This is a genomic window from Herbaspirillum sp. CAH-3, assembly GCF_009668275.1.
GTDB classification, from domain to species: Bacteria; Pseudomonadota; Gammaproteobacteria; order Burkholderiales; family Burkholderiaceae_D; genus Herbaspirillum; species Herbaspirillum aquaticum.
The window spans coordinates 20,691-37,042 of record NZ_VSWE01000030.1 but is presented as its reverse complement, the minus strand read 5'-3'; the positions used below and the strand labels follow the sequence as shown (position 1 = coordinate 37,042).

Below are 16,352 nucleotides of genomic sequence, written 5' to 3'. Positions count from 1 at the left end.
AAGTAGGGCCACGTTTATCACTCCGTTCTCCCGCTCGCTATCATGAGCAGGATTGTGGTCTAAACATGGGTCAACTTAGGATGCAAATTTCCGAGGAAAGTGGGTCAGATTTAAATGCAATTCAACACATTAAGGGCAAATTCACTTTTGCACGCTCTTCATCGGTTCCCATATCTTCTCCCTCGAATACACACAAAAAGCAATGCCATCCCCATGGCGCGATAAAATATTACGTCAAATTCAATAATTATGTGAATACTTGTTAATTATTTTTCACGAGAGTCGGCTGATTGATTCAATGTTCTCAAGATATAGGCAGCGGCTATTTCCGCGGACTACCCGAATACTTCTTGCTATAACCATGTAATGATTAGCGTGGAAGCAAAAACTATCAAACGTCAATTTGGGAATTGATTTGGGGAAAGTGTTTTGAAAGCATCATTAAATTGTTTAAAATCAACGGATTAGATCTTTTTCAATTGCCAAAGTATTCAGGTTTAGGTCCTGACGCCAGCAATGGTGTGGGGGTTCGAGTCCCCCTCCTCGCACCAGACAATCCGTACTACTCCAGGCTTTGCCACCGCATCTGCCACTGAATGCATGATCCCGGCGCACGCTACCTGCGCACGGATCACATCCAGCCCGGCCTAGTCGCACTGTTCTGATTTCTGCAACAGGCTCCTCTTCGCCATCCAGGAAAACCGTGGTTACTCCGGCATGAAAAAAATATCATGCCCCCTCCCCGCCTCCCCCGCTGCCAGTCCTCACCGCCACCTCTTTGAACGACCATCAGTCCCAGGCGGCAAGGGCAAGGTCGACACCCTCAGCCTCACCGACGCCCGGCAGGACAATCTGTGGTTCAGCAAGACCGGCCAGGACCTGCGCATCAAGGTGCTGGGCAAGACCGACCAGGTGACGGTGAAGGACTGGTATGCCAGCTTCGCCGCGCCGACGACGACCCAGTCCAGTTGGGCCGAGGCGCAAGGTGGCAATGTCAAAGTCTTGCTGGCAGTGAGCCATTGAGCGAAAAGCACGCGCGCCGTCCGGCACCAAGGCCGGCGGCAAGCGCCGCCGGCTCGGGCGGAAAAACTATTGCGCCGCGCCCGGCGCAAGCATGACCTGATCAAGGAAACCGGCGTGATGGCGCACATAGGTGGGTCGCAGATGGAAGCCATCCTTGTATCGCGGCTCTCCGTCCGGATCCATGCTCGGACAATGATCATCCTGGCACAGTACGGCGGCAGGATCGATCACCTGCACGCCGACCTTCGCGGCCGCGCGCTGCAGTCCGGTCCTGATATCGCCATAGCGCGCTTCGAGCTCCGCCAGATCGATACCGCCTTGGCGCGGCTTCATCGCGAAAGGATGGAGCAAGGACCGGTCGGCCAAGAACTTGGGGTCCAACTTGTCTCCCATGGGAATATTCAGGACGAGGTAGACCTGCTTGCCCTGACGCTTGAGGGAGAACATGTAATCCGACAGCGCATCGAAACCCATCTGCAAGCTCGGAGAACCGATGGTCATCACCTCTGCCGTGCCGTCCGGGCGTACCAAGCGGGTGGGGGCCTCGCCCGAAAGATAGCGATACCAAAGGCCGGCGATGACGACTGTGGAAACACTGGCATGGGTCAGTACGTAATCACGCGCCGCGTCCATGTAGCCGTCACAGTATTTGTAGACATTGGATGCGTGCGGGATCGGGATACATCCCCCGCCCGTCGCAAACACCGCGCTGTTGTAGCGCGCTGGCGCCTGACCGATCAGCTCGTCCACGCGCGAATAATATTGTTCGATATTGCTATCCCCGATGAACACGGTTTCGCGCGGCGACTGCGAAGGCTGGCGGTAGATTGGATAGCCCTTCCAGTCCAGCTTCTGCATCTTGCCCGGGTGCTCCCATTCGCCCGCCGCCCTGGTGATCCGGGAAAGCTCGACCACGCGCGATGGGACGCCGTTGCTCGCATAGGCGATATAGCCTGCACATCCCACACCCGCCATCAAGAGCAGCAGGAGCATCGCCTTCAAGGTGTTGCGCGATCCGAAGCGCAGCGGACGCTCGACCAGCCGATAGGTGAGCCAGGCCAGCAGCACGGTCAGCAGCACGGCGCCCGCGCGCACGGCAGTCGGCGGCTCGGCGCCATGGTAGATGCGCGCCAACGCCAGCAGCGGCCAGTGCCACAGATAGATCGGATAGCTGATCACGCCAACCCATACCAGCGCGCGGTTGGACAGGATCACCCGATTGGTCCAGGCACGCATATCGGCCGCAATTAGCAGCACCGCTCCCAAGACCGGCGACAGGGCGCGCCAGCCTGGAAAGGGCATGTCCTTGGACAACAACAATGCGCTACCCAGCAAGAGCACCAGTCCGGCGGCTGCCACGCCATTGGCCCGTGCTGGCGACTGTGCGAGCCAGCGCAGCGCCAAGGGCGGATGGAGAAACCAGTAGGCCAGGATCGCACCGGCAAGCAATTCCCAGATCCGGGTGCCGGGGGAGTAGAAGGCAGCCACCGGGTTCACAGGTACTTGGATGAGACAGGCAAGCAAGGAGAGCGCCGCCAGCACCAAGGCCATCAGCAACATGGCCTTGACCGAACGCAGCATTTTCCAGCCTGCCAGCAAGACCACCGGCCACAGGATATAGAACTGTTCCTCGATCCCGAGGGACCACAGATGAAGCAAAGGTTTCAGTTCGGCCGCACTGTCGAAGTAGCCACTCTGCGACCAGAGCGCCAGATTGGCGACGAAGCCCGCTCCGGCCGCCATGGTGAAGCCCATGTCCTTGAATTCCGGCCCCAGGAAGGAAAACCACGCCACTCCGTAGACGCTGGCCAGCACCAGCACCAGCGCGGGAAAGATGCGGCGCACGCGCCGGCCATAGAAATCGAGGAAGCTGAAACTGTCGCGCTCGATGTTCTGGTAGAGGATGGTCGAGATCAGGAAGCCTGAAATGACAAAGAAAATGTCGACCCCAACGAATCCCCCCGGCAGCAGCCCGGGAAACGCATGATAAAAGGTCACGGCGAGCACTGCGATGGCCCTCAAGCCATCGATGTCGGGGCGATATCGGGGATGCACCTGCATGTCGGAAATGGATTGATTTTTATTCATTTGGGCGGCATTTTACATGACGAATTTTTCCTGTCATCGAAAGCCTGCTCAACGTCCTTCCAACCCGCTGCTACCAGATTATCGGTAAGCTGGACGAAAGCCCGAGCCAATGCTCCGCAGAATGATCCGGGTTCTACGGCTACCTGCTTGTTCACTGATCCGCTATGATGACGGCCCTATCCGAACGCGCGCGGGACGTAACCGCCCCGCCCCATTTCCCTGAAGGTCCCATGCCCACCCAAGAAGAATTCGACGCCCTCAAGCAAAGCCACACGGCGCTGTTGAACAAGTTCATCGAGAACAACACCGCTGACCAGATCCTATTCTCCACCCTCTTCACGGCCGCGGCCGTGCTGTCCAAGGATGGCAAGCAGTTCACCGCAGGCGCCATGGGCATCGCCCGTTCGCTGGCCGCGCAGTTGAATGCCGGGGGCACCATGCCCCAGGCCCTGCTGGAGACGGTGGAAACCCGCATCGCCACCATCGAGGCGCTGCTCAAGGACAAGTTCGACTGAGCCGCCCGCGTCCAGCAAGCCGGATCTCCCATGGCCGTCGATCACTACGAGAACTTCCCTGTGGCCTCGCTGCTGCTGCCGGCCCGCCTGCGCCCGGCGGTCACGGCCATCTATGCCTTTGCCCGCAGCGCCGACGACATCGCCGATGAAGGCGAGGCCCAGCCCGAGGAGCGCCTGGCCGCCCTGCATGCCTATGAGGCCCAGCTCGACCTGATCGCGCAGCAGTCGCCCTGCACTCACCCCATCTTCAAACGGCTGCAGCAGACCATTGCCGAGCATGACTTGCCGCTGCAACCCTTCCGCGACCTGCTCTCGGCCTTCCGCCAGGATGTGGTGACTACCCGTTACCCCCGCTATACGGACCTGCTGGACTACTGCCGCCGCTCTGCGAACCCGGTAGGAACCCTGATGCTTCACCTGTACGGCGCAGCAAATGAAGAAAACATCCGGGACTCGGATGCCATCTGCAGCGCCTTGCAGCTCATCAACTTCTGGCAAGACGTCGCCATCGACTGGCAAAAGGCGCGCATCTACCTGCCGCTCGAAGACCTGGAACGCTTCGGGGTCAGTGAAACCGACATCGCCCACGCCCGCAGCGACGAGCGCTGGCAGCAGCTCATGCAGTTCGAGCTCACCCGGGCGCGCACGCTGATGCTCTCCGGTGCGCCACTGGCGCGCCGCCTGCCGGGCCGCATCGGGCTGGAACTGCGCATGGTGGTGCAAGGTGGCCTGCGCATCCTGGAACGCATCGAGGCGGTACAAGGCGATGTCTTCGGCCGGCGCCCCAAGCTGGGCAAGACGGACTGGCTCATCGTGGGTTGGCGCGGCCTGAGCCGCTAAGCCGGATCGGCCATGAAAAAACCCCGTCCGGCGCATCGGCCAGGCGGGGCTTCAACAACAAACCAACAACAAACGGCAGCGCGCCGGTTCAGACCAGCAAGGCGGCGGTCAGGGTACGGATCTGTTCTTCCGAATCATCCAGCATCTCGCGCAGCGAACGGTCCCCGATATAGTCATCCACCAGGTTCTCGCCACCGATGCCGGCTTCAGCCACGGCAGTGCGCTGCAGCGGCGAAGGCACTGGCGACAACTCCTTGGCCAGCAGCAGCACGTCGCCGATGGTCTGGGGCGGCAGCACCCGCACGCCATGCCACAGGGATTCGATGGCGTCGACCACCGGCTGCGGCACGCCAAGCTTCTTGAGCACGGCGCGGCCGATCATCTTTTCGCCGTATTCCATCCAGTCCTCGGTGCCACCATCCAGCAGGCCCGGGAAGTCATCCGTGCGCGAGAGCAGGTAGAAGCCGCCCACTTCATGCACGATGCCGGCAAACATCGCCGTCTCCGGATCGGCCTTGGTCAGCTTGGAGGTCAGCACATAGGCGGTGGCCGCCACGTGGGCGCAGTGCTCCCACAGCTGGGCCGACTTGATGCGCATGCCGGGGTTGTTGATGGTGCGGCCCAGCTGGCGCACGATCACCGAGGTAGTGATGGTGTTGAGGGTACGGAAGCCCAGCCGCATCACGGCCGCCCGCACGTTGTTGATCTCGCCCCCGGAGCGGTTGTAGGCCGCCGAATTGGCGATGGCCACGGTGCGCGCCGAGACCAGCGGCTCGGCCATCACCAGCTTGGCGGCCAGCTCCAGGTGGCATTCCGGGTCGGCCAGGGCCTTTTGGAGCTTCAGCGATGCGCTCACGTTGGCCGGGAATACCAGCTCGCCGCGGCCCGCCTGCGAGGCGATGTTGCGAAAAATTTCCAGTCTGTCCATAGTGTCTCCAGCCTCCAGGGGGCCATCGTCGATGACCGGGGTTGCCGATGTGCCGCGCCTGCGCCGGGTGTACCCGACGCTGCGCCACGTCTGCATAGCTTAACGGCAGAATTCATCCGGATTTGATGTCATGTGAATTTGTTTTTCCGGAATGCGCTTGACCCGAGCTTAATGGACAACGCCGGGCCCCGCAATAGAGGGCTTGGAGGCCCTGTTTCAAGAGCGGGTCAGCCACAGGCGGCATTTGCCCTGCCGGGCGCACTCGGCTAGCATAGCGCCTTTGCCGCAGGGGGCCATCAGGCCGCCTGCCCCATGCTTCAACCGCCCGCCACGCATCCATGTCTCCAGACGAATACTGCCAGCAGAAGGCCGCCGCCAGCGGTTCCAGTTTTTATTACAGCTTCCTGTTCCTGCCGCCGCAGCGCCGGCTGGCGATCACGGCGCTGTACGCCTTTTGCCGCGAGGTCGACGATACCGTCGATGAAATCGAAGACGCCATGGTGGCCCGCACCAAGCTCATGTGGTGGCGCAAGGAAATCGCCGCCATGCTGGAAGGCCAGCCCACGCACCCGGTGACCAAGGCCCTGCATCCGCACGTGGCCACCTACCAGTTGAAGGGCGAACACCTGCAAGCCATCATCGATGGCATGGAAATGGACCTGGACCAGACCCGCTACCTCGACTATCCCGGCCTGCAGCGCTACTGCTGGCATGTGGCAGGCGTGGTGGGCGTGCTCTCGGCCAGCATCTTCGGCCATACCCAGCCCGGCACCCTGCTCTTCGCCGAAAAGCTGGGGCTGGCCTTCCAGCTTACCAACATCATCCGCGATGTCGGCGAGGATGGCCGCAAGGGCCGCATCTACCTGCCCGTCAATGAGTTGCAGCAATTCAACGTCACCGCCGCCGACATCCTCAACGCCCGCCACAGCGAGCGCTTCGAGGCACTGATGAAGTTCCAGGTCGAGCGCGCCCAGGCCGTCTATGACGAAGCCTTCGCCCTGCTGCCCAAGGAAGACCGCCGCGCCCAGCGCCCCGGCCTGATGATGGCCGCCATCTATCGCACCCTGCTCGACGAGATCACGCGTGACGGCTACCACGTGCTCAACCAGCGCATCTCGCTGACGCCCATCCGCAAGCTCTGGCTGGCCTGGAAGACCTATGTCTTCGGCTGACCGGGCCATCTCCCGATGAGCGCCCCGCGCCATTACGCGGTCATCGGCGCCGGCTGGGCCGGATGTGCCGCTGCCGTGGCGCTGGCCGCCGGGGGCCATCGCGTGAGCCTGTTCGAGGCTGCGCGTACCCTGGGCGGGCGCGCACGCCGGGTGGAGCTGGACGACCGCGCACTCGACAACGGCCAGCACATCCTGCTGGGGGCCTATCGCTCCACGCTGGCGCTGATGAAACAGGTCGGTGTCGATCCGGCCAGCGCCTTGCTGCGCCTGCCTTTGCAGATGCGCTATCCGCTGGCCACCGGCGCTGAGGGCATGGATTTCGTGGCACCCCGCCTGCCGGCGCCCTGGCATGTGGCGGTGGCGCTGCTGCGGGCCAAGGGGCTGGCGCGCGAAGACAAGATGGCGCTGGCGCGCTTTTCCACCACGGCGCGCTGGATGGGCTGGCAGCTGCACCAGGATTGCAGTGTGGCCGAGCTGCTGCAACGCTATGAACAGACCCCGCGCCTGATCCGCCTGATGTGGCGTCCGCTGTGCATCGCCGCGCTCAATACGCCGCCGGAACGGGCTTCGGCGCAAGTCTTCCTGAACGTCTTGCGCGACAGCCTGGGCGCGCGTCGCGCTGCCTCCGACATGCTGATTCCCCGCGTCGACCTGGGCGCGTTGCTGCCCGATGCGGCCGCGGCCTATCTGGGCAAGCGCGGCGGTCTGGTGCAGGCCGGCGTGGCCGTGGCACGCCTGCTGCCGGGCAATGACGAGGGCAGCTGGCGGCTGGAAGACCGCGCCGCTGAAAGCCTCGGCGAATTCGCCGGGGTGGTGCTGGCCACCGGCCCCGACGCCGCCGCGCAGTTGCTGGACGGCCTGCATGACACGGCGCTCCTGCAGGCACTGGAACACGAACCGATCACCACCTGTTACTTGCAGTACCCGCCCGGCGTGCGCCTGCCGGCCCCCTTCCTGGCGCTGGCCGATGATGCGCAACGCCAGGCCTGGGGCCAGTTCGTGTTTGACCGTGGACAACTGGGCGGCGAGGCGGGCTTGCTGGCTGTCGTCGTCAGCGCTGCCGGCCAGGCCATCGCCGATGGCCACGCGGCCCTTACCGACGGCATCACGCGCCAACTGGCGAGCGACTTCGGCGATACGGCCCTGGCCACGCCCGGCTGGAGCCGCGTCATCACGGAAAAGCGCGCCACCTTCGCCTGCACCCCCGGCCTGCAGCGTCCCGGCAATACCGGCATGCCCGCCGGACTGGCACTGGCCGGGGACTATGTGGCCGGGGACTATCCTGCCACCCTGGAAGGCGCGGTGCGTAGTGGCATGGCAGCGGCGCGGCTGCTGGCGGCCTGACCGTAAAATTTTCATGGGTGGCGGCAAAGGGATTCACCCCAAGCCCGGCAGGTATGCACTAGCATAACGGGCATTGAGCAATCCCTTGTCCGCAGCCCGATTTCGGTACCTGCCTGCAATCCCAACACACGGCGGCCCCGGCCGCACCCAAAAATAACGGAGAAAAAACACCATGCCGGTCATGACCTGTATCGAAGACTTCCGCCTGCTGGCCAAGAAGCGCGTTCCCAAGGCGTTCTACGATTACGCCGACAGCGGCTCCTACACCGAGAGCACCTATCGCGCCAACAGCCGCGACCTGGCCTCCTTGAAACTGCGTCAGCGCGTGGCCATCAACGTCGACGAGCGCAGCACCCGCAGCACCATGATCGGCCACGACGTGACCATGCCGGTCGCCATCGCGCCCACCGGCCTGACCGGCATGCAGTGGGCCAATGGCGAAATGCTGGGGGCCATCGCGGCCGAAAAGTTCGGCATCCCCTTCACCCTCTCCACGATGAGCATCTGCTCCATCGAGGACGTCGCCAGCGTGACCACCAAACCCTTCTGGTTCCAGCTCTACGTGATGCGCGACCGCGGTTTCGTGCAATCCCTGATCGACCGCGCCAAGGCCGCCAAGTGCTCGGCCCTGGTGCTGACGCTGGACCTGCAGATCCTCGGCCAGCGTCACAAGGACCTGAAAAACGGCATGTCCGTGCCCCCCAAGCTGACCCTGGACACCCTGCTCGACCTGGCCAGCAAGCCCGGCTGGGCGCTGCGTGCCCTGGGTGGCCGCAAAACCTTCGGCAACCTGGCCGGCCACATCAAGGGCGGCGAAGGGGCTGGCGGCGTGCAGACACTGTCCAAGTGGACCGCCAGCCAGTTCGACCCGACCCTGAACTGGGACGATGTGGCCTGGATCAAGCAGCAATGGGGTGGCAAGCTGATCCTGAAGGGCATCCTCGATGTGGAAGATGCCAAGCTGGCCGTGCAAAGCGGTGCCGATGCCATCGTGGTCTCCAACCACGGCGGCCGCCAGCTCGATGGCGCCATGTCCTCCATCGAAGCCCTGCCAGCCATTGCCGAAGCCGTGGGCGACCAGATCGAAGTCTGGTTCGACGGCGGCATCCGTTCCGGCCAGGATGTGTTGAAGGCGGTCGCCCTGGGCGCACGCGGCACCATGATCGGCCGAGCCTTCCTCTACAGCCTCGGTGCCATGGGCGGCGATGGCGTGTCGCAAATGCTGGAAATCATGCGCAAGGAACTCGACGTCAGCATGGCCCTGACTGGCACCAAGGACATCCAGGACGTCGGTCCGCAGATCCTGGTGCGCTGAAGCGGCTGTCCATGTAAAACGTCCCGGTCCACCGCGAGGTGGCCGGGACGTTTCTATTTGCCGAGGCGTATGCGCGGCGGGCTACTGGCGCGGTTTGACGTTGAGCACGTCGATCACGCCCTCCTGCCCGTAGCGCCGGGCCAGGTCCATCGCGGTCAAGCCATCCTTGTTCTTGAGCGTGAGGTCTGCGCCGTTGTCGCGCAGCACTTCCACAGCCGCAACGCGGCCGCGCATGGCGGCCAGCATGACGGGTGTCATCTTGTCGTCGGGGGATTCGGCATCGACATAGGCCGAGGCATCCAGCAGCAGCTTGACGATCTCCGAGCTGCCATTGATGGCGGCGTAATGCAGGGCGGTCCAGCCAGGCCGGTTGACCTCGACCTCGCGCGCCAGCAACAGCTTCACGACCGGGATATTGCCGTAGAAGGAGGCCAGCATCAGCGGCGTGTCACCATTGGTGGCCTGGGCTTCCAGGTTCACATCGGGCGCATTGACCAGCACGTCGAAGGCCTTCATCGAATCTTCACGGATGGCCAGCATCAGGCCGGTATAGCCACGTTTGGGCTCAATCAGGTTGGGCCCCATGCCGCGTTGCATCAGCTGCTTGAGGAAATAGACGTTGTCCATGCGGATGGCCTGGAAATAATCTTCATAGGCACCCGCGCGAGCGGCCCCCGGCAACAGCAGGGAGGTATAAAGGACGATACGGCCGATGCCGCCGAAGCGGGCGCGCAGCTTTTCCAGCAGGGTCATGGCTTGATTCCGAACAGCTTGAAGAAATTGTCAGAGGTCTGGCGCGCCACGTCGGCCGCGCTGATGCCGCGCAGGTCGGCGATGAATTCACCGACATGGCGGACGTAACCCGGCTCGTTGGTCTTGCCCCGGAAAGGGACCGGTGCCAGGTAGGGCGAATCGGTTTCGATGAGCATGCGCTCCAGCGGAATGGTGCGGGCGACTTGCTGCAGGTCCTTGGCCGACTTGAAGGTCACGATGCCGGAGAAGGAGATATAGAAGCCCAGCTCGATGGCCGCATCGGCCACCGCCTGCGATTCCGTGAAGCAATGCATGACACCGGCCACGCCGCCCGCCTGCGGGCTGGCACCCTCTTCCTGCAGGATGCGGATGGTGTCTTCCGAGGCTGAGCGGGTATGGATGATGAGCGGCTTGCCAGTTGCCCGCGAAGCGCGGATATGGGTACGGAAACGCTCCCGCTGCCATTCCAGGTCGCCCTGCAGCCGGTAGTAATCCAGCCCGGTTTCACCGATGGCGACGATGCGCGGATGGTCAGCCAGGCGGATCAGCTCATCAAGCGTCGGCTCGGGGGTGTCTTCGTAGTCCGGATGCACGCCGACCGAGGCGTAGACGTTGGGATACTGCTCGGCCAGGGCCAGCACCTGCGGGAAATCCGGCAGGTCCACCGACACGCACAGGGCATGGCTGACCTGGTTTTCGGCCATCTTGCCGAAGATCTCGGGCAAGCGCGCGGCCAGGTCGGGAAAATTGATGTGGCAATGGGAATCGATATACATGGCCGCTATTGTAAAGCCATGCCGACAGGCTGTCGCCCCTGCTTGGCGGGTGCTTACCTTTCGTTACAGGGCGCGGCGATGGCCGCTCAGCGCGCCACCGGCCGCTTGGCCAACTTGCGCTGCAGGGTGCGGCGGTGCATGTTCAGCGCCCGCGCCGTCGAGGAAATATTGCCTTCATGCTCGGCCAGCACGCGCTGGATGTGCTCCCATTCCAGGCGCTCCAGCGACAACGGCGAGGCTTCTTCCACCGGCAATGCGGGCTCAGCGACCGCCTCGCCTTCGGCCACGTAGGACAGTGCCGAGAGGATGGAATCCACATTGGCCGGCTTGGCCAGGTAGTTGTCGGCGCCGGACTTGATGGCCTGCACCGTGGTGGCGATGCTGGCATAGCCGGTCAGCACCAGGAGGCGCGCCTGCGGCAGCGCCTGGCGCAGCGGCGCGACCCACTGCAGGCCGGAATCTTTCTCCAGCTGCAGGTCGATGGTGACGTAATCGAAGCGTTCGCGGCGTGCGGCTTCCTGCGCCTCTTCGCCGCTATGGGCGACGACGGCACGAAAGCCGCGCCGTGCCAGCGAACGTGCCAGCGTGCTGGCAAAGACGTCATTGTCATCGAGGATCAGGAAGGCGGCGCTCATGAGGAAATCCGTAAAACCAGGAGAATGAAAAGTGGAGGCTCACGCCAGGGGGAAGCGCAACCGCGCGACCGTGCCCTGCCCCGGTGAAGAGCGCAGCTTCAGCTTGCCGCCCAGGTGGGTGGCACTGGCCGAGGCCAGCATCAGCCCGATGCCGGAGCCGCCCGAGCTGCTGGCCACCGGCCCGTGGCCCAGGCGCTGCAACAGCTCCGGGCTGATGCCTGCGCCATTGTCGGAGACCTCGATGATGGCCATGGCGCGCCCCGCCTTGCCGGAGGTGGCGGATGCGCCCTCGCCCGCCTCGTCCGGCGCCAGGCGGATGCGGATCTCGCCGCGATGGCCCAGGCCGCGCACGGCGTGGGCGGCGTTGTCCAGCAAGGTCAGCAGGATCTGCGAGAGGTCCTGCAACTGCCTGGCCTGCCAGCCCGGCTGATGCACCTCGGCCGCCAGCAGCACGGCCGGATGGCGCAACCGCCAGCCCTCCAGCAGGCTGGTGAGCCAGGGCGTGATGGGCGCGCTGTCTTCGTTGCGCGCTTGGGCATCGGCGTCGAGCCGCATGTTTTCCAAGGCAGCCTTGCAGACGGCGATCTGTTCCTCGACCACGCGCACGTCTTCCTCATAGGCCGCCAGCGCGGGATTGCTGGCCATGTCACGGCGCAGTTCCCCGGCGATCACGGCCACCGTGGACAGCGGCGTATTGAGCGCATGGGCGGCGCCAGCGGCCTGGGTACCGAGGGCGACGATGCGATGGCTCTGCAGCTGGCGCTCGCGTGCCTGTGCCAGCTGCCCGTCGCGCAAGCGCACGGCGGCCGCGATACGGCTGACGAACCAGGTGATGAGCAAGGCCGAGATCGAGAAATTGATCCACATCCCGGCCAGGTGATAGGCCATCGCCTGCCCGTGGTCGTGGATGTGCAGCGGCTGGTAGAAGTACACCAGCCCCGAGTAGCACCCCAGCGCGCACACGGCCAGCAGCAAGGCATAGGGCCAGGCCAGCGTGGCTGCGCCTGCCGCCAGTGCCGGCAGGTAGAAGGAAACGAAGGGATTGGTCGAGCCGCCCGAGAAATACAGGAGCGCCGTCAATACCGCCACATCCAGCAGCAATTGCATGAACAGTTCGGCCTGCTCGGCCGGCCGCGCCCAGCGCATGCGCAGCCAGGTGGCAGCGTTGATGAGGGCCTGCAGGGCGATCAAGGCCAGCAGCGCCGGCAGGGGCAAGGCGATATGCAGCCAGGCATGCGCCCCCGCCAACACCAGCAGCTCGCCGGCCACCATGGCCCAGCGCAGCCAGTACAGCCGCGAGAGCAGCAGGTGCTGGGGCTGGTTCACCTGATCCGGTGCGGGAATGAAGAAGGAGGTCAGAGACGTCATGCCCGGATTATACGATCCGCTGCCCCGCTTCCCATCGGGCGCGGCGATTTGCCGCAGCGGTCCGGCCTGCCTGGAGAGCGCACGCGTCGACTACTGTCGGACAGCAAAAGATGCACAGGTGACAAACCTTTCATGCAAACCACGCAGAAAGTGAAATATTGAACGCTAATGATAACGATTTGCACTTATACTTGGCGCCGTTTCGCTTTCAACCGTTCATTTCTCGCTGAAATTCCTGAAAGAATCGTCATGACTCCAGTAGCTTCTCCCCGCCTCCATCCGCTCGCTGCCGCCCTGGCGCTGGCCTTTTTCGTTCCGCTGCCGGCACTGGCGCAGACTGCCGAGACCGGCAGCGCCACTGCAGCTGCGACTTCCGCTGCCCAGCCGCTGCCTACCGTGACGGTCAATGCATCGGCGGATGCCTCCGCCGATGGCTTGCCGGCCGAATTTGCCGGGGGCCAGGTGGCGCGCGGCAGTCGCCTGGGCGTGCTGGGCAATGTCGACAACCTGGACAGCCCGGTCCGTTCGGTGGCCTATACCCAGCAGCTCATTGCCGACCAGCAGGCCCAAGGCGTGGGCGACGTGCTCAAGAATGATCCCGTGGTGCGGACCACGCGCGGCTTTGGCAACTTCCAGGAGTCGTACATGATCCGCGGCTTCATCGCCAACTCGGACGACCTGATGTACAACGGCCTGTTCGGCATCCTGCCGCGCCAGTATGTGGCCGCCGAGATGATGGAACGGGTCGAGGTCCTGTACGGCGCCAGCGCCTTCCTCAATGGCGCCACCCCGGGCGATGCCGGCCTGGGCGGGACCATCAACATCGTTCCCAAGCGCGCCGCCAACGAACCGCTCACTGATGTGACCCTGGGCTACGGTTCCGGCAACAGCAAATCGGCCGCACTGGACGTCTCGCGCCGTTTCGGTCCGCAAGATCGTGTCGGCGTGCGCGTCAATGTCGCGCGCCATGCCGGCGGTACGGGCGTGGACAACGAGAAACGCGAGACCAACCTGTTCTCGCTGGGCGTGGATTATCGTGGCAATGACTTCCGCCTCTCGGCGGACTTGGGCATACAGGAAAACAACCTCAACAACATGCGCCCCAGCGTCACCCTGGGCAGCGGACTGACCAGCCTGCCTGCGGCCCCGAGCGGTTCGGCCAACTATGCCCAGCCCTGGTCGTACTCCAACGCGCGCGACATCTTCGGCACCGTGCGCGGCGAGTGGGACCTCTCTTCCAGCACCACCGCCTGGGCAGCCTTTGGCGCCCGCCAGGGGACGGAAAACAATTCGCTGTCGGGCGTACGCGTGAACAATGCCAGTAGCGGCGCGGCCTCCACCTACCGCTTCGACAACGCCCGCCAGGACGACGTCGCCACCGGCGAAGTGGGCGTGCGCACCCGCTTGAAGACCGGTACGGTCTCCCACAAGCTGGTGGCAGCTGCCTCGGCGTATTCACTGGACTCGCGCAATGCCTACGGCCTGTCGCCCTCCTATGCGCTGGCCACCAACCTCTACAACCCCAGCAGCTACGCCCGGCCGGCCCTGACCACGTTGGGCAACAGCCTGGCCGATCCGCAGACGACCATCAAGACCAATCTGCTCAGTGCCGTGGTCTCCGATACTCTGGGGTTCTACGACGACCGCCTGCTGGTGACCGTCGGCGTGCGCCAGCAACAGCTCAAGTCGGACACCTACGCCTACAACACCCACCTCAACACGGCGCACTACGACCAGAGCGCCACCTCGCCCATGGCCGGTGTGGTGTTCCGGCTGGCGAAGAATCTTTCCCTCTATGGCAACTACATCGAGGGCCTGCAGCAAGGCAAGCAGATCACCGACACTACCGCCGCCAACTACGGGCAGGTGCTCTCCCCCTACAAATCCAAGCAGAAGGAAGTCGGCGTCAAATATGAACTGGGGGGCCTGGGCCTGGGCGCTGCATTCTTCACTACCGACCGGCCGCTGTCCTACAAGGATGCCGTCACGCGTATTGAATCCACCAACGGGAAGCAGCGCAACCGGGGCGTGGAGCTGACGGCCTATGGCGAGCTCGCCAAGGGTGTGCGCCTCCTGTCGGGCCTGACCTTCCTGGATGCCAAGCAGGTGCAGACCAGCGGCGGCGTCAACAATGGCAAGTATGCGATCGGGGTGCCCACCATGCAGGCCAACGCTGGTCTGGAAGTCGATGTGCCGGGCGTGCGTGGGCTGACCGTCAATGGTCGCGCCACCTATACCTCGACCCAGTACGTCGATGCAGCCAACCAGCTGGAAGTGCCGTCCTGGGTCCGCTATGACCTCGGCGCACGCTACCTGACCGACATCGGTGGACGCGCCGTCACCTTCCGCGCGGCCATCGAAAACCTGGCCAACCGCAATTACTGGCAATCGGCCGGCGGAGCCTCCAATTCGGGTTATCTGGTCGCAGGCAATCCGCGTACCTTCACTACCTCAGTCTCGGTCGCCTTCTAACGGGCCTGCAGGATTGTCGAAAAAAATCGCCCGGCGTCCCCTCCAGGGGAAGCCGGGCGATCTTGCATGCAACACGCGCAGCGTCAGTCGAACAGCCGCGCGTAATCGATCAGCATTTCTTCAATGAACAACTTGGCCGACAAGGGATGATCGGCGATGGCGCGGCGATCGCCCATGCCGCGCAAGGCCTTGGACACCGCCAGCACATCGACCCGCTCGGCCAGACGTCCCAGTTCCTTGCCATAACGCGGGTAGTAGCGCACCACCCCGGCCGACTTCAGCGAGAGCAAGTCATACAGCCAGCGCTGCACCCAGCCGACCAGGTCAGCCGCCGGCGTCTTCTGCAATTTGTCGGCGGCCCGCAAGGCACCGTCAACGCCCGGCTGGGCCAGGTGGCGCAGCAATTCATCCAACGCTTCACGGCCCTCGCCCTGGGCGGCTTCCAGCGCAGCCAGCGGTGCTCCGCCCTGCTCGGCCAGCCAGGCATCGGCATCCTTGACGCCCTGCTGCTTGAGCCAGGCCAGCGCCTCATCATGGCCGGGCGCGGTCAGGGCAAACTTGCGGCAGCGCGACAGGATGGTCGGCAGCAGCCGGTCCAGGCGGTTGGACAGCAGCAGGAACATGGTGCCCGGCGGCGGCTCTTCCAGCGTCTTGAGCAGGGCGTTGGCCGCTGCCGTGTTGAGTGCTTCGGCCGGATAGAGCATCACCACCCGCAAGCCCGAGCGGTGGGTCGACACGTTCATGAAATCGGCCAGCGCGCGGATCTGGTCGATCTTGATGTCCTTGGAGGGGGCCTTGCTGGCCTTGGCGGTTTTCTTTTCTTCACCTGCCTCGTCTTCAGCGGTCTCATCGTCCAGGACTTCGGGGCGCACGCGCCGGTAGTCAGGATGATTCGATTGCGAGAACCAGGTGCAGGAGGCGCACACGCCGCAGGCATGGGCTTCCGGGGTGGGCGATTCGCACAGCAGGGACTTGGCGAAGGCTTCGACGAACCGCGTCTTGCCGGTACCGGCCGCCCCATAGAACAGCAGCGCATGCGGCAAGCGCTCGCGCAACTGCTGCAGCTGGCGCCAGCTCTCGCCCTGCCAGGGCAGCAATACCTCGGAAGAAGTCACGGACATGC

At 63.8% G+C, this 16,352-nt stretch carries 14 protein-coding genes; 7 read left to right on the top strand and 7 right to left on the bottom strand.

Going from position 1 to position 16,352, the window contains the following annotated elements:
• The first annotated feature begins 717 nt into the window (after window positions 1–717).
• Entirely contained in the window at window positions 718–1,023 is a 306-nt protein-coding gene (locus tag FYB76_RS25725) for a calcium-binding protein (RefSeq protein WP_154135510.1), read from the top strand.
• A gap of 66 nt (window positions 1,024–1,089) precedes the next feature.
• Here the strand turns inward: FYB76_RS25725 and FYB76_RS25720 are convergent, their stop codons facing one another.
• Window positions 1,090–3,111, bottom strand: a complete 2,022-nt coding sequence (locus FYB76_RS25720) for an acyltransferase family protein (RefSeq protein ID WP_154135509.1) — start codon at window positions 3,109–3,111, stop codon at window positions 1,090–1,092.
• 230 nt (window positions 3,112–3,341) lie between these two features.
• Between FYB76_RS25720 and FYB76_RS25715 the strand changes: the two genes are divergently transcribed.
• Window positions 3,342–3,626 (top strand): hypothetical protein, encoded by a 285-nt coding sequence (locus tag FYB76_RS25715; protein WP_154135508.1) that lies wholly within the window; start codon window positions 3,342–3,344, stop codon window positions 3,624–3,626.
• 30 nt (window positions 3,627–3,656) lie between these two features.
• On the top strand, window positions 3,657–4,466 hold the full coding sequence (gene hpnC, locus FYB76_RS25710) for a squalene synthase HpnC (protein ID WP_154135507.1): 810 nt from the start codon (window positions 3,657–3,659) through the stop codon (window positions 4,464–4,466).
• 88 nt (window positions 4,467–4,554) lie between these two features.
• Here the strand turns inward: hpnC and FYB76_RS25705 are convergent, their stop codons facing one another.
• A complete protein-coding gene (locus tag FYB76_RS25705; RefSeq protein ID WP_088753608.1) occupies window positions 4,555–5,394 on the bottom strand; it encodes an HDOD domain-containing protein in 840 nt (279 codons plus the stop codon).
• Between the two features lie 338 nt (window positions 5,395–5,732).
• Between FYB76_RS25705 and hpnD the strand changes: the two genes are divergently transcribed.
• The 3 genes from hpnD (at window position 5,733) to FYB76_RS25690 (ending at window position 9,225) form a co-directional block, all read left to right on the top strand.
• On the top strand, window positions 5,733–6,566 hold the full coding sequence (gene hpnD / locus FYB76_RS25700) for a presqualene diphosphate synthase HpnD (RefSeq protein WP_034331572.1): 834 nt from the start codon (window positions 5,733–5,735) through the stop codon (window positions 6,564–6,566).
• Between the two features lie 15 nt (window positions 6,567–6,581).
• Window positions 6,582–7,910 carry a hydroxysqualene dehydroxylase HpnE gene (hpnE, locus tag FYB76_RS25695; protein WP_154135506.1) on the top strand — a complete coding sequence of 443 codons (1,329 nt, stop codon included), beginning with the start codon at window positions 6,582–6,584 and terminating at the stop codon, window positions 7,908–7,910.
• Window positions 7,911–8,082: 172 nt separating this feature from the next.
• Entirely contained in the window at window positions 8,083–9,225 is a 1,143-nt protein-coding gene (locus FYB76_RS25690; protein WP_154135505.1) for an alpha-hydroxy acid oxidase, read from the top strand.
• 81 nt (window positions 9,226–9,306) lie between these two features.
• Here the strand turns inward: FYB76_RS25690 and FYB76_RS25685 are convergent, their stop codons facing one another.
• The 4 genes from FYB76_RS25685 to FYB76_RS25670 form a co-directional block, all read right to left on the bottom strand.
• The gene (locus tag FYB76_RS25685; protein ID WP_034331576.1) at window positions 9,307–9,978 is read right to left on the bottom strand and encodes an ankyrin repeat domain-containing protein; all 672 of its coding nucleotides are present in this window, start codon (window positions 9,976–9,978) and stop codon (window positions 9,307–9,309) included.
• Window positions 9,975–10,754 (bottom strand): TatD family hydrolase, encoded by a 780-nt coding sequence (locus FYB76_RS25680; protein ID WP_154135504.1) that lies wholly within the window; start codon window positions 10,752–10,754, stop codon window positions 9,975–9,977. Before FYB76_RS25680 ends, FYB76_RS25685 begins: the two co-directional genes overlap by 4 nt.
• A gap of 86 nt (window positions 10,755–10,840) precedes the next feature.
• Window positions 10,841–11,389: a response regulator transcription factor gene (locus tag FYB76_RS25675; protein WP_088753604.1), complete on the bottom strand. Its 549-nt coding sequence runs from the start codon at window positions 11,387–11,389 to the stop codon at window positions 10,841–10,843.
• Between the two features lie 39 nt (window positions 11,390–11,428).
• Window positions 11,429–12,757 carry an ATP-binding protein gene (locus FYB76_RS25670; protein ID WP_154135503.1) on the bottom strand — a complete coding sequence of 443 codons (1,329 nt, stop codon included), beginning with the start codon at window positions 12,755–12,757 and terminating at the stop codon, window positions 11,429–11,431.
• A gap of 249 nt (window positions 12,758–13,006) precedes the next feature.
• Here FYB76_RS25670 and FYB76_RS25665 point away from each other — a divergent pair, with 249 nt between their 5' ends.
• The gene (locus FYB76_RS25665) at window positions 13,007–15,229 is read left to right on the top strand and encodes a TonB-dependent siderophore receptor (RefSeq protein ID WP_154135502.1); all 2,223 of its coding nucleotides are present in this window, start codon (window positions 13,007–13,009) and stop codon (window positions 15,227–15,229) included.
• An 83-nt stretch (window positions 15,230–15,312) separates the two neighbouring features.
• On the opposite strand, the gene FYB76_RS25660 is transcribed toward FYB76_RS25665, so the two are convergent.
• Window positions 15,313–16,350: a DNA polymerase III subunit delta' gene (locus tag FYB76_RS25660; RefSeq protein ID WP_154135501.1), complete on the bottom strand. Its 1,038-nt coding sequence runs from the start codon at window positions 16,348–16,350 to the stop codon at window positions 15,313–15,315.
• Between the last annotated feature and the right edge of the window lie 2 nt (window positions 16,351–16,352).